11 protein-coding genes and 1 tRNA gene are annotated in these 14,088 nt (G+C 55.9%); 10 read left to right on the top strand and 2 right to left on the bottom strand.

What is annotated here, in order from left to right:
• The first annotated feature begins 112 nt into the window (after positions 1-112).
• On the top strand, positions 113-2,392 hold the full coding sequence (locus tag NI40_RS00850) for a molybdopterin guanine dinucleotide-containing S/N-oxide reductase (protein ID WP_045143165.1): 2,280 nt from the start codon (positions 113-115) through the stop codon (positions 2,390-2,392).
• Here NI40_RS00850 and NI40_RS00855 read toward each other — a convergent pair.
• Both NI40_RS00855 and tag read right to left on the bottom strand, forming a co-directional pair.
• A complete protein-coding gene (locus NI40_RS00855; RefSeq protein WP_032661790.1) occupies positions 2,355-2,801 on the bottom strand; it encodes an N-acetyltransferase in 447 nt (148 codons plus the stop codon). The two genes, NI40_RS00850 and NI40_RS00855, sit on opposite strands and share 38 nt — an antisense overlap.
• The gene (gene tag / locus NI40_RS00860) at positions 2,779-3,360 is read right to left on the bottom strand and encodes a DNA-3-methyladenine glycosylase I (RefSeq protein ID WP_039261185.1); all 582 of its coding nucleotides are present in this window, start codon (positions 3,358-3,360) and stop codon (positions 2,779-2,781) included. Before tag ends, NI40_RS00855 begins: the two co-directional genes overlap by 23 nt.
• Positions 3,361-3,514: 154 nt before the next feature.
• Here tag and NI40_RS00865 point away from each other — a divergent pair, with 154 nt between their 5' ends.
• The 9 genes from NI40_RS00865 to dppF all read left to right on the top strand — a co-directional run bounded on the left by NI40_RS00865 (position 3,515) and on the right by dppF (position 14,081).
• On the top strand, positions 3,515-4,213 hold the full coding sequence (locus NI40_RS00865; RefSeq protein ID WP_033146996.1) for an autotransporter domain-containing protein: 699 nt from the start codon (positions 3,515-3,517) through the stop codon (positions 4,211-4,213).
• 238 nt (positions 4,214-4,451) lie between these two features.
• Positions 4,452-5,654 (top strand): L-lactate MFS transporter, encoded by a 1,203-nt coding sequence (locus tag NI40_RS00870; protein ID WP_033146995.1) that lies wholly within the window; start codon positions 4,452-4,454, stop codon positions 5,652-5,654.
• A gap of 239 nt (positions 5,655-5,893) precedes the next feature.
• Entirely contained in the window at positions 5,894-7,588 is a 1,695-nt protein-coding gene (gene eptB / locus NI40_RS00875) for a kdo(2)-lipid A phosphoethanolamine 7''-transferase (protein ID WP_039261186.1), read from the top strand.
• 91 nt (positions 7,589-7,679) lie between these two features.
• Positions 7,680-7,756: transfer RNA gene (locus NI40_RS00880), tRNA-Pro, on the top strand.
• 620 nt (positions 7,757-8,376) lie between these two features.
• The gene (gene dppA, locus NI40_RS00885) at positions 8,377-9,984 is read left to right on the top strand and encodes a dipeptide ABC transporter periplasmic-binding protein DppA (RefSeq protein ID WP_039261188.1); all 1,608 of its coding nucleotides are present in this window, start codon (positions 8,377-8,379) and stop codon (positions 9,982-9,984) included.
• Positions 9,985-10,145: 161 nt separating this feature from the next.
• Positions 10,146-11,165, top strand: a complete 1,020-nt coding sequence (gene dppB / locus NI40_RS00890; RefSeq protein ID WP_023334097.1) for a dipeptide ABC transporter permease DppB — start codon at positions 10,146-10,148, stop codon at positions 11,163-11,165.
• 9 nt (positions 11,166-11,174) lie between these two features.
• Complete coding sequence (dppC, locus tag NI40_RS00895) at positions 11,175-12,077, top strand: dipeptide ABC transporter permease DppC (protein WP_029742039.1); 903 nt, start codon at positions 11,175-11,177, stop codon at positions 12,075-12,077.
• Positions 12,078-12,087: 10 nt separating this feature from the next.
• Complete coding sequence (dppD, locus tag NI40_RS00900; RefSeq protein WP_008502772.1) at positions 12,088-13,071, top strand: dipeptide ABC transporter ATP-binding protein; 984 nt, start codon at positions 12,088-12,090, stop codon at positions 13,069-13,071.
• Positions 13,068-14,081: a dipeptide ABC transporter ATP-binding subunit DppF gene (gene dppF / locus NI40_RS00905; protein WP_039261191.1), complete on the top strand. Its 1,014-nt coding sequence runs from the start codon at positions 13,068-13,070 to the stop codon at positions 14,079-14,081. The genes dppD and dppF overlap by 4 nt, the downstream gene beginning before the upstream one ends.
• Positions 14,082-14,088: the final 7 nt, after the last annotated feature.

Genomic DNA, 14,088 nt, shown 5'->3' on the forward strand with positions numbered 1-14,088 from the left:
GTGACAAACCATAAACTGCCTCAGAAAGAAGGCCGTAAACCTGCACGCAACCAGGAGCGCACGCTTGAGCACCTCAACGAAAACCATTCTGACCGCCGCCCACTGGGGGCCGATGCTGGTCGAAACCGATGGCGAAAATGTTCTGTCGTCCCGCGGGGCACTGCCAACCCAACATCCCAACTCGTTACAGACCGTCGTTCGCGATCAGGTGCACAGCAAAACGCGCGTGCGCTGGCCGATGGTGCGTAAAGGTTTTCTGGCCTCGCCGGATAAACCGCAGGGGATCCGCGGTCAGGATGAGTTTGTTCGCGTGAGCTGGGATGACGCGCTGGCGCTGATCCACGCCCAGCATAAGCGCATTCGCGACACTTACGGTCCGTCGTCCATTTTTGCCGGATCTTACGGCTGGCGTTCGAACGGCGTGCTGCACAAGGCCTCGACGCTGCTGCAGCGCTACATGAGCCTGGCGGGAGGCTATACCGGCCATCTCGGGGATTACTCCACCGGCGCGGCGCAGGCGATCATGCCGTACGTCGTAGGGGGGAACGAAGTGTACCAGCAGCAGACCAGCTGGCCGCTGGTGCTGGCGCATACCGACGTGGTAGTGCTCTGGAGCGCCAACCCGCTCAATACGCTGAAAATTGCCTGGAATGCCAGCGACGAGCAGGGCATTGGGTATTTCGACGCGCTGCGCAAAAGCGGCAAGCGCATCATCTGCATTGACCCGATGCGCTCTGAAACCATGGATTTCTTCGGCGACAGCGCCGAGTGGATTGCCCCCCATATGGGCACCGACGTGGCGATGATGCTGGGGATTGCCCATACGCTGGTAGAAAACGGCTGGCACGATGTTGAATTCCTGACGCGCTGTACCACCGGTTTCGATAAATTCGCCGACTACCTGACGGGCCAATCCGATGGGGTGGCGAAAACGGCTGAGTGGGCGGCAGATATTTGCGGCGTACCTGCAGATAAAATCCGCGAACTGGCGGCGTTGTTCCATAAAAATACCACTATGCTAATGTCCGGCTGGGGAATGCAGCGTCAGCAGTTTGGCGAGCAAAAACACTGGATGCTGGTCACCCTTGCCGCAATGCTTGGGCAGATCGGCACGCCGGGCGGGGGTTTTGGTCTCTCCTATCACTTTGCAAACGGCGGTAACCCGACGCGTAAAGCGGCGGTGCTGGCGTCTCTGCAAGGCTCGGTGCAGGGCGGCGTCGATGCCGTGGATAAAATCCCGGTGGCGCGTATTGTTGAAGCCCTGGAAAACCCGGGCGGTTTCTATCAGCACAACGGTCTGGACCGCCACTTCCCGGACATTAAATTTGTCTGGTGGGCGGGCGGGTCGAACTTCACGCACCATCAGGATACCAACCGCCTGATCCGCGCCTGGCAAAAGCCGGAGCTGGTGGTGATTTCCGAGTGCTTCTGGACCGGCTCGGCTAAGCATGCAGATATTGTCCTGCCAGCGACCACCTCGTTTGAGCGTAACGATCTCACTATGACCGGCGACTACAGCAACCAGCATATGGTTCCGATGAAGCGCGTAGTGGCCCCGCGAGACGAAGCGCGTGATGATTTTGACGTGTTTGCTGAACTGAGCGAGCTGTGGGAAGCGGGCGGTCGCGAGCGTTTTACCGAAGGGAAAAGCGATCTGCAATGGCTGGAGAGCTTCTACCAGATTGCCGGCCAGCGCGGCGCGGCGCAGGGCGTGGCGCTTCCGCCATTTGCCGAATTCTGGGAAGCGAACCAGATCGTCGAGATGCCGGAGAGCGAACAGAACGCGAAGTTTGTCCGTTTTGCCGATTTCCGCCGCGACCCGGAGAGCCACCCGCTGAAAACCGAGAGCGGAAAGATCGTGATCTATAGCGAGCGCATCGCCAGCTTTGGCTATGCCGACTGCCCGCCACACCCTATGTGGCTCGAGCCGGACGAGTGGCACGGCAACGCCCAGCCGGAACAGCTGCAGGTGTTGTCAGCGCATCCCGCGCACCGCCTGCACAGCCAGCTTAACTATACGTCTCTGCGCGAGCAGTATGCGGTCGCCGGGCGAGAGCCCGTCACGCTGAATACCCTCGATGCGAAAGCCCGGGGGATTACGGACGGCGACGTGGTGCGCGTCTGGAACTCGCGCGGGCAGGTGCTGGCAGGGGCGGTGGTGAGCGACGGAATTAAACCGGGCGTGATCTGCATTCATCAGGGCGCATGGCCCGACCTTGAGCCCGCCGAGGGAGGGATCTGTAAAAACGGGGCGGTTAACGTGCTGACCAAAGATCTCCCCAGCTCGAAGCTGGGGAATGGCTGCGCAGGGAACACGGCGCTGGCCTGGGTAGAGAAATATCAAGGCCCCGAGCTTACCTTAACGGCGTTTGATCCGCCTGCCAGCTCATGATCCACGTCGGGTGCTGGGTATCATCCTGCCAGGCGCTGTCTTCAATGCGAAAGCCCTGAGCATGGTAGAAATTCACCGCCCGCACATTTTTCTGGTACACCTCCAGGGTTAAATGCGGGAAGCGCTGCTGAACATGGTTCAGCAGCGCGCGCCCGATGCCTTTCCCGATGCATGATGGTGCGACAAACAGCGCGCCGACAAACTGAGACTGCATCACGCTGATAAATCCGTATGGCTCGCCATCCTGTTCCCAGACCCAGGTTTCCGCCGACGGCAGGTAAACGTCCCGCACCATGGCCTCGTTCTCTTTCCAGTAACCCGGCTCGATAAACGGATGCGCTTCCGTGGTGCTTTCAAGCCACAGGCTCAGAAGCGGCGCGGTATTCTCACTTTGCCATTTGCGGATCATGATGGCCTCCCGGATGACAGAAGCAGCCGGTAACGTGGTCGTTGACCAGGCCACAGGCCTGCATAAAGGCGTAGCAGATGGTGGAACCGACAAACTTAAAGCCGCGTTTTTTCAGGGCCTTCGAGAGCGCATCCGAGGCCGGGGTGGAGGCCGGGATTTCCGCGAGCGAGGCGGCCTGTGTGACCTGCGGATCGTTGTTCACAAACGTCCAGACAAAATCTGAAAATGATTCGCCGTTTTGCTCCATCGCCAGGTAAGCGCGAGCGTTGCCGATGATGGCCTGGATCTTACCGCGATGGCGGATGATACCGGCGTCCTGCACCAGGCGTTCCACGTCTTCATCGGTCATCGCGGCGACGGCGACAGGATCGAACTGATGGAAGGCGTTGCGGTAGTTTTCGCGTTTCTTCAGCACCGTAATCCATGACAACCCCGCCTGCTGGCCCTCGAGGCAGATCATCTCAAAGAGTTTTTTGCCATCCGTTTCCGGTACGCCCCATTCCCGATCGTGATAATCGATATAAAGCTGATCCTGGCTCACCCAACCGCAACGTTCCATCCGTCATCTCCCTTATTGATACTGATTTCTCAAAATTTTCATTCTGACTGGCTTGACGTGTTTACTATAAAGACAATAGTTAATACAAGGGCTATAAGCTCTTCCTGAATAACGACAAATATCGCCGAATTCGGCTCTCTCTGGGGTCGCGTTGATGATGATAAAAAAAATCAGTGGTCGCCATGCTGCTTCTGGCCTGGTGGGAATTTCAGCCTGCCTGTTTTTTTGTAATACAGCGTCTGCCTGGCAACAGGAATATATCGTTTCAGACGCCCAAAATAATACGGCGGAACGCTATACATGGGACGCGGATCACCAACCGCGTTATGAGGATATTCTGGCTGAGCGTATTCAGTCTTCGCAAAACGCGCCGGGTCTTGCCCTGAATATACCTTCTGGCAGCACGCCGGAGGGGGCGATGAGCGTGGGCTGGAATTTTCCGGTTTCAGCGCGTATCACCACCGGTCCGGTGGTGGCGTGGCGATACGACGGCACGGCTCCCATGATGATCAACGAGTTTGGTGATAGCGCGTCGACGCAGGCAATCACCGACCCGCTCTGGCATGCCAGCGTCAGCACGCTGGGGTGGCGCGTGAATACCCAGTACGGCGATCTCCGTCCCTGGGCGCAGATTAGCTATAACCAACAGTTTGGTGAAAACCAGTGGAAATCGCAGTTTGGCATGCCGCAAACGCCAGCTCCTGCCCAAAACGGTAGCTGGATGGACGTCACCGTGGGAACGGATATTCCTTTTAATACGCACGTCGCGGCCTATGCGTCGCTGGCTCAGGGGGAGCACACCACCACCGGTGAGGAGTTTTTATACACCCTCGGCGTTAGCGCAAATTTCTAGAGTTGTTACTTTTTTAAACGTTACGATAACATCTCGAATACAACAACCACGGGCTTTACAGCGATAGCGTATACTAACACGCTGTCGCTTTATTCCCGGGCCAGGCCATTCATTCCTGATTCCAGGCATTTCATTCCGTTCCGCCTGCATTTCATGCCGTTTTACCCCAGGCGTATTAAGGTTTTGTTTATCGTTGTCCTCAGCGAACTTCCTTAATTTCTCTTGCAGGACGACTGCCATGAACACATCAACTTATAACCGCACGCGCTGGCTCACGCTCTTTGGCACCATCGTCACCCAGTTTGCGCTGGGGTCGGTCTATACCTGGAGCCTATTTAACAGCGCGCTTTCCGACAAACTCGGCGCACCGGTCAGCCAGGTTGCGTTCTCCTTTGGTCTGCTGAGCCTGGGGCTGGCGATTTCGTCTTCCGTCGCGGGCAAGCTGCAGGAGCGTTTTGGCGTGAAGCGTGTGACCATGGCGTCCGGCATTCTGCTGGGTTTGGGCTTTTTCCTGACGGCGCATTCCAGCAACCTGATGATGCTGTGGCTGAGCGCCGGCGTGCTGGTGGGTCTGGCCGATGGCGCAGGTTACCTGCTGACCCTGTCGAACTGCGTGAAGTGGTTCCCGGAGCGTAAAGGCCTCATCTCCGCATTCGCCATCGGCTCCTATGGCCTGGGCAGCCTCGGATTCAAATTTATCGACTCCCATCTGCTGGCGTCCGTTGGCCTCGAAAACACCTTTATGATCTGGGGCGCAATCGTGCTGGTGATGATTCTGTTCGGCGCCACGCTGATGACCGATGCGCCGCAGCAGGAGGTCAAATCCGTTAACGGCGTGGTGGAGAACGACTTCACCCTCGCGCAGTCCATGCGTAAACCGCAGTACTGGATGCTGGCGGTGATGTTCCTGACGGCCTGCATGAGCGGACTGTATGTTATCGGCGTGGCGAAGGATATCGCACAGGGGATGGTGAAGCTGGATGCGGCCACGGCGGCGAACGCGGTGACGGTCATCTCCATTGCCAACCTCTCCGGTCGTCTGGTGCTCGGTATTCTGTCTGACAAAATTGCCCGCATCCGTGTGATTACGATTGGGCAGGTGGTTTCGCTGGTCGGCATGGCGGCGCTGCTGTTCGCTCCGCTGAATGAAGCCACCTTCTTTGCGGCGATTGCCTGCGTGGCCTTTAACTTCGGCGGCACCATTACCGTCTTCCCGTCACTGGTAAGCGAGTTCTTTGGCCTGAACAATCTGGCGAAAAACTACGGCGTTATCTATCTTGGCTTCGGGATCGGCAGCATCTGCGGCTCGCTGATAGCCTCTCTGTTCGGCGGGTTCTACGTGACCTTCTGCGTCATATTTGCCCTGCTGATTATCTCGCTGGCGCTCTCGACCACGATTCGCCAGCCGCAGCGTGAAGTATTCAAAGAAGCGCACGCGTAAGCAGTATGAAAGAGGCCTCTGTGGCCTCTTTTTTCTTTATGCGAGACGCTTCCCGTCTCGATATTTTGTAAAAATTTATACCGATCACACTCTCTGCTGCCACTTTTCTCTCCCGCTGTGGTCTACTTATCGCGCTTGTAGACGTTTCTAATAACGCTTCCTTACGCATTTACGTACTCTGTCCGCTTTCTCTTTGAGATTCGTCGGGTTTTTATACCCCTTCCCCCAGGGTTGTTTGCATGAAATACATTAGGTCTCTTACCCAGCAAAGATTGTGTCTGATGCTGGCTGTCTATATCGGATTATTTCTGAATGGCGCGGTACTGTTCAGAAGAGTGGAAGGTTATTTTGAACACCTTACCGTAAGTAATGGTATTTTTGCCGCCATTGAAGTGTTCGGTTCCGTCCTCGCTACCTTCTTCCTCTTACGCCTGCTGTCCCTTTTTGGCCGACGTACCTGGCAAATTTTGGCCTCGCTGGTGGTGATTATTTCCGCCGCCGCAAGCTATTACATGACCTTTATGAACGTGGTCATTGGGTACGGTATCGTTGCCTCGGTGATGACCACGGATATCGATCTCTCGAAAGAGGTGGTAGGGAAAGGCTTTATCGTCTGGACAGTTTTAACCTGTCTGATACCGCTGTTCTTTATCTGGAACAATACGTGCCGCTATACGCTGTTACGCCAGCTGCGCACGCGTGGACAGCGGATCCGCAATATCGTCGTTGTCCTGCTGGCCGGACTGCTGGTATGGGCGCCAATCCGCCTGATGGAAACGCAGCAAAAACGCGTCGAAAAAGCGACGGGCGTGGATATGCCAAGCTATGGCGGCGTGGTGGCAAACTCCTATTTGCCGTCTAACTGGCTGTCAGCGTTAGGTCTGTATGCCTGGGCGCAGGCGGACGAATCCAGTGATGTGAAATCGCTGATCAATCCAACGAAAAAATTCACCTACCAGCCGCCAGCCGACGGGATTGATGATACGTACGTCGTCTTCGTCATCGGCGAAACGACGCGCTGGGATCATATGGGTATTCTCGGCTATAACCGGGACACCACGCCAAAGCTGGCGCAGGAGAAAAACCTGGTGGCTTACCGTGGCTACTCCTGCGATACCGCAACGAAGCTCTCGCTGCGCTGTATGTTTGTGCGTGAAGGCGGTGCAAGCGATAACCCGCAACGCACGCTGAAAGAGCAGAACGTGTTTGCCGTGCTGAAGCAGCTTGGATTTAGCTCAGACCTGTTCGCTATGCAAAGTGAGATGTGGTTCTACACCAATACTCTGGCAGATAACATCGCGTACCGCGAGCAGATTGGCGCCGAACCGCGTAACCGCGGTAAAAACGTCGACGACATGCTGCTGCTGGAAGAGATGTCGCAATCCCTCAAGAACCATCCGCAGGGCAAGCATCTGGTTATTCTGCATACCAAAGGGTCGCATTACAGCTACTACCAGCGCTACACCCGTGATTTTGCGAAGTGGCAGCCTGAGTGCGTGGGCATTAATAAAGACTGCAGCAAGCAGGAGCTGATCAACGCCTACGACAACTCGGTGCTGTACGTGGATACCTTCCTGAGCCGGGTGATCGACCAGCTGCGCGATAAAAAAGCGATTGTGATTTACGCGGCAGACCACGGTGAATCCATCAATGAGAAAGAGCACCTGCACGGTACGCCGCGCAAGCTGGCACCGCCGGAGCAGTTCCGCGTGCCGATGATCATGTGGATGTCGGATAAGTATCTTGAAAATCCGGAGAAGGCGAAGATGTTTGCTCAGCTGAAAAAAGAGGCGGAGATGAAGGTGCCGCGCCGTCACGTTGAGCTGTACGACACCATTATGGGTTGTCTCGGTTATACCTCACCGAATGGTGGGATTAACGAAAACAACAACTGGTGTAAACTCCCTGATAACAGCGTAAAAGCCGCGCAGTAGCTGCCCTGGCGAGAATATCGCCAGTTGAATGGCTTTTTGAAAATAAGGGATTGACGGGGGCGCACCTCAGCAGTAAGATGCGCTCCGCATTCGGCGAGTAGCGCAGCTTGGTAGCGCAACTGGTTTGGGACCAGTGGGTCGGAGGTTCGAATCCTCTCTCGCCGACCACATTCTGAAAAGGGCTAACCGCAAGGTTAGCCCTTTTTGCATTATGATCTTATCCCGTCAGAGTATCCAAAACGCCCCTTAGGCCTGCTTCTCCCTGCCTGTTAACGATTTTGTGACATAATCCATTGTATTTTTTTATATATAGATTGATCTTTTTTCGCGTTGCTTATGGATAACCTCAGCATTTTTCGCTGTGCGTTTTAACGTTCGCGGTATTTAGTGCTCAGATAATCACCATTCTGCAAGAAAATTTACCCATTCTGAATAAAAGTTAATCACTGATTGTTGCGAAATATGAAGAGACTTGTGCTGCAAGATAGCGAGTAGCATAAATTTCCCTGCTGAAAACTGGCATGCATAGTTTTTTTAATCTTTGTTTGCGGTTTCTCACACTCAGCGTAAATCCCCGTCACCTGTATTGACGTTTTCACATTCTGTTGACAGATTGTAGGGCATGAGGGGCATTTCAGGGACGATCTGCGCTGCAACTCAAACGCTCTTCTGAAAGGATTCTCCATCCCTTTAAAGCCTTCGGGCATCACCGACCGGACCGGGTAAAAAATAAATAAAGGTCTGGCGGCGTAACACAACAAAGCAAAACATCACATTGGAGCAGAATAATGAGTATTTCCTTGAAGAAGTCAGGGATGCTGAAGCTTGGTCTGAGCCTGGTGGCTATGACCGTGGCAGCAAGCGTACAGGCAAAAACCCTGGTTTACTGTTCTGAAGGCTCGCCGGAAGGCTTTAACCCACAGCTCTTTACCTCTGGTACGACTTACGACGCAAGCTCTGTACCGATCTATAACCGTCTGGTTGAATTCAAAACCGGTACCACGGAAGTGATTCCGGGTCTGGCCGAGAAGTGGGACGTCAGCGAAGACGGTAAAACCTATACCTTCCACCTGCGCCAGGGCGTGAAGTGGCAGGACAGCAAAGAATTCAAACCAACGCGCGACTTTAACGCCGACGACGTTGTGTTCTCCTTCGACCGTCAGAAAAACGCTCAGAACCCGTACCACAAAGTGTCTGGCGGCAGCTATGAATACTTCGAAGGGATGGGTCTGCCAGACCTGATCGCTGAAGTGAAAAAAGTGGACGATAAAACGGTTCAGTTCGTGCTGACGCGTCCGGAAGCGCCATTCCTGGCTGACCTGGCCATGGACTTCGCTTCAATTCTGTCCAAAGAGTACGCGGACAACATGCTGAAAGCCGGTACGCCGGAAAAAGTCGACCTGAACCCAATCGGTACCGGTCCATTCCAGCTGCTGCAGTACCAGAAAGACTCCCGCATTCTGTACAAAGCGTTCGAAGGCTTCTGGGGCACCAAGCCGCAGATCGACCGTCTGGTCTTCTCCATCACGCCTGATGCGTCAGTACGTTATGCAAAACTGCAGAAAAACGAATGCCAGGTAATGCCGTACCCGAACCCGGCTGATATCGCCCGCATGAAGCAGGACAAGAACATCAACCTGCTGGAGCAGGCTGGCCTGAACGTGGGCTATCTCTCTTTCAACACCGAGAAGAAACCGTTTGATGACGTGAAAGTGCGTCAGGCGCTGACCTACGCGGTGAACAAAGAAGCGATCATCAAGGCGGTTTACCAGGGCGCTGGCGTTGCTGCCAAAAACCTGATCCCACCAACCATGTGGGGCTATAACGACGACGTTAAAGACTACACCTACGATCCTGAGAAAGCGAAAGCGCTGCTGAAAGAAGCGGGCCAGGATAAAGGCTTTACCGTTGAGCTGTGGGCGATGCCTGTACAGCGTCCGTACAACCCGAACGCACGCCGTATGGCGGAAATGGTTCAGGCTGACTGGGCTAAAGTTGGCGTTCAGGCCAAGATTGTGACCTACGAGTGGGGCGAGTACCTGAAGCGCGCCAAAGCGGGTGAGCACCAGGCGGTAATGATGGGCTGGACCGGTGATAACGGGGATCCGGACAACTTCTTCGCCACCCTGTTCAGCTGCGCGGCGGCGAAAGACGGTTCTAACTACTCTCGCTGGTGCTACAAGCCGTTTGAAGACCTGATCCAGCCGGCGCGTGCGACCGACGATCACAACAAACGTATCGAACTGTACAAGCAGGCTCAGGTTGTTATGCACGATCAGGCTCCGGCACTGATTGTTGCTCACTCCACCGTGTACGAGCCAGTGCGTAAAGAAGTGAAGGGCTACGTGGTTGATCCACTGGGCAAACACCACTTCGAAAACGTATCTGTTGAATAATAAGTAGGGTGTTCTCCCTCTCCCTCCGGGAGAGGGCAGGGGTGAGGGGATGCATGCACGCCCTTCACCCTAACCCTCTCCCGCCAGGAGAGGGAATTTACATTTGTGAGCAATACAGACGTCACGCCACTGGTCGTGCGTCATCAGAGAGAATCCGGGTTATGTTGCAGTTCATCCTCCGACGTCTGGGACTTGTTATCCCCACGTTTATCGGTATCACCCTTCTCACTTTTGCCTTCGTCCATATGATCCCCGGCGACCCGGTAATGATTATGGCGGGCGAGCGTGGTATTTCCCCTGAGCGCCATGCACAGCTGCTGGCGGAACTCGGTCTCGATAAGCCGATGTGGCAGCAGTACCTCCACTATATCTGGGGCGTGTTGCACGGTGATTTAGGGATTTCGCTGAAAAGCCGTCTTCCGGTGTGGGACGAGTTCGTGCCGCGTTTTAAAGCGACGCTGGAGCTTGGCGTCTGCGCCATGATTTTCGCCACTGCGGTGGGTATTCCTGTCGGGGTACTGGCTGCCGTCAAGCGTGGCTCTATTTTTGACCACACCGCCGTGGGCCTGGCGCTGACCGGCTACTCCATGCCTATCTTCTGGTGGGGCATGATGCTGATCATGCTGGTGTCGGTGCAGCTTAACCTGACACCGGTCTCCGGGCGCGTCAGCGATATGGTCTTCCTGGATGACTCCAACCCGCTCACCGGCTTTATGCTGATTGATACGGCTATCTGGGGCGAAGAGGGCAACTTCATTGATGCCGTGGCGCACATGATCCTGCCTGCCATGGTGCTGGGCACCATTCCTCTGGCGGTGATCGTGCGAATGACCCGTTCATCGATGCTGGAAGTGCTGGGTGAGGATTATATCCGCACCGCGCGCGCAAAGGGCCTGACGCGTATGCGCGTCATCATCGTCCATGCGCTGCGTAATGCCATGCTGCCGGTGGTGACCGTTATCGGTCTCCAGGTGGGGACGTTGCTGGCGGGGGCGATCCTGACCGAAACCATCTTCTCCTGGCCGGGCCTTGGACGCTGGCTGATTGACGCGCTGCAACGCCGTGACTATCCGGTTGTGCAGGGCGGTGTACTGCTGGTCGCGACGATGATTATCCTCGTCAACCTGCTGGTCGATTTGCTGTACGGCGTGGTGAACCCGCGTATTCGTCATAAGAAGTAAGGGACCATCATGTCACAAGTCACTCAAAATAAAGTGGTCGCTGCACCGGTTCCTATGACGCCGCTGCAGGAATTCTGGCACTACTTCAAGCGCAATAAAGGCGCGGTGGTAGGGCTGGTGTATGTCGTAATCATGATCCTGATTGCGGTGTTTGCGAACTTCCTCGCACCGTATAACCCGGCGGACCAGTTCCGCGACGCGCTGCTCGCGCCGCCTGCGTGGCAGGATGGCGGTAGCCTGACGCACCTGCTGGGTACCGATGACGTGGGCCGCGACGTGCTGTCGCGTCTGATGTACGGCGCGCGCCTGTCGCTGCTGGTAGGCTGTCTCGTTGTTGTGCTGTCGCTGATCATGGGCGTTGTACTCGGCCTGGTTGCCGGTTACTTCGGCGGCATCGTTGATAACATCATCATGCGTATCGTCGATATCATGCTGGCGCTGCCAAGCCTGCTGCTGGCGCTGGTGCTGGTGGCAATCTTCGGCCCGTCGATAGGCAATGCCGCGCTGGCATTGACCTTCGTGGCGCTCCCTCACTACGTGCGTTTAACCCGTGCGGCGGTACTGGTGGAAGTGAACCGCGATTACGTCACGGCCTCTCGCGTGGCGGGTGCCGGTGCGATGCGCCAGATGTTCGTGAATATCTTCCCTAACTGCCTGGCGCCGCTGATTGTTCAGGCGTCGCTCGGTTTCTCTAACGCCATTCTTGATATGGCCGCTCTTGGCTTCCTGGGCATGGGTGCGCAGCCGCCAACACCGGAGTGGGGCACCATGCTCTCCGACGTGTTGCAGTTCGCACAAAGCGCCTGGTGGGTTGTCACCTTCCCGGGTCTGGCAATCCTGCTGACGGTGCTGGCATTTAACCTGATGGGTGATGGCCTGCGTGATGCGCTTGATCCCAAACTGAAGCAGTAAGAGGCACGAGATGGCGTTATTAAATGTAGATAAATTATCGGTGCACTTCGGTGACGAAGGCACCCCGTTTCGCGCCGTGGACCGCATCAGCTACAGCGTAAATCAGGGCGAAGTGGTTGGCATTGTCGGGGAGTCCGGTTCCGGTAAGTCAGTGAGCTCACTGGCGATTATGGGGCTGATTGATTACCCGGGCCGCGTGATGGCGGAAAACCTGCAGTTCAACGGTCAGGATCTGAAGCGCATTTCTGAAAAACAGCGCCGCCAGCTGGTGGGCGCCGAAGTGGCGATGATTTTCCAGGATCCCATGACCAGCCTGAACCCTTGCTACACCGTTGGTTTCCAGATTATGGAAGCGATTAAGGTGCATCAGGGCGGGAATAAGAAAACCCGTCGTCAGCGGGCGATCGACCTGCTGAACCAGGTGGGTATTCCTGACCCGGCATCGCGTCTGGACGTTTACCCGCACCAGCTCTCAGGTGGGATGAGCCAGCGCGTGATGATCGCGATGGCGATTGCCTGTCGACCAAAACTGCTGATTGCGGATGAACCGACGACGGCGCTGGATGTGACCATCCAGGCGCAAATCATCGAACTGCTGCTGGAGCTGCAGCAGAAAGAGAATATGGCGCTGGTGCTGATTACGCACGATTTGGCGCTGGTGGCCGAAGCCGCGCACAAAATCATCGTAATGTATGCCGGCCAGGTGGTCGAAACCGGAAATTCACACGATATTTTCCGCGCGCCGCGTCACCCGTATACCCAGGCGCTTTTACGCGCGCTGCCGGAGTTTGCCCAGGACAAAGCGCGTCTGGCATCGCTGCCGGGTGTGGTACCGGGTAAATATGACCGTCCTCAGGGCTGTCTGCTCAATCCGCGCTGTCCGTATGCAACGGACAAATGCCGGGCAGAAGAGCCAGAGCTTAACCAGCTTGCTGACGGTCGTCAGTCGAAATGCCACTACCCACTCGATGATGCCGGGAGGCCAACACTATGAGTACGCAACAGGCCACCACGCAACAGCCGCTGTTGCAGGCCATCGATCTGAAAAAATACTACCCGGTGAAGAAGGGGCTGTTTGCCCCTGAACGCCTGGTGAAAGCGCTGGACGGCGTCTCCTTTAACCTCGAACGCGGTAAAACGCTGGCGGTGGTGGGGGAGTCAGGCTGCGGCAAATCCACGCTGGGCCGTCTGCTGACGATGATTGAAGTGCCGACCGGCGGGGAGCTCTATTATCAGGGGCAGGATCTGCTCAAGCACGATCCGCAGGCGCAGAAGCTGCGTCGCCAGAAAATCCAGATTGTGTTCCAGAACCCGTACGGTTCTTTAAACCCGCGTAAAAAAGTCGGGCAGATTCTAGAAGAGCCGCTGCTCATCAACAGTAATCTGAGCAAAGAGCAGCGCCGTGAAAAAGCGCTGGCGATGATGGCGAAGGTCGGCCTCAAAACCGAGCATTACGATCGCTATCCGCACATGTTCTCCGGCGGCCAGCGTCAGCGTATCGCTATCGCCCGCGGGCTAATGCTCGATCCGGACGTGGTGATTGCCGATGAGCCGGTCTCCGCGCTCGACGTATCCGTGCGTGCGCAGGTGCTGAACCTGATGATGGATCTCCAGCAGGAGCTGGGGCTCTCTTACGTGTTCATCTCCCACGACCTGTCGGTGGTTGAGCATATTGCCGATGAAGTGATGGTGATGTACCTGGGGCGCTGCGTGGAGAAGGGGACTAAAGACCAGATCTTTAATAACCCTCGTCACCCGTATACCCAGGCGCTGCTGTCTGCGACGCCGCGTCTGAACCCGGACGATCGTCGTGAGCGTATTAAGCTGACGGGTGAACTGCCAAGCCCGCTGAATCCGCCTCCGGGATGTGCATTCAACGCCCGCTGCAGTCGCCGCTTTGGCCCATGTACCCAGCTCCAGCCGCAGCTGAAGGATTATGGCGGCCAGCTGGTTGCCTGCTTCGCGGTCGATCAGGATGAAAATGGCGAGAAGCCACATCCATAACGAAAAA

Source organism: Enterobacter sp. E20, from assembly GCF_000801755.2.
Lineage (GTDB): Bacteria > Pseudomonadota > Gammaproteobacteria > Enterobacterales > Enterobacteriaceae > Enterobacter > Enterobacter asburiae_B.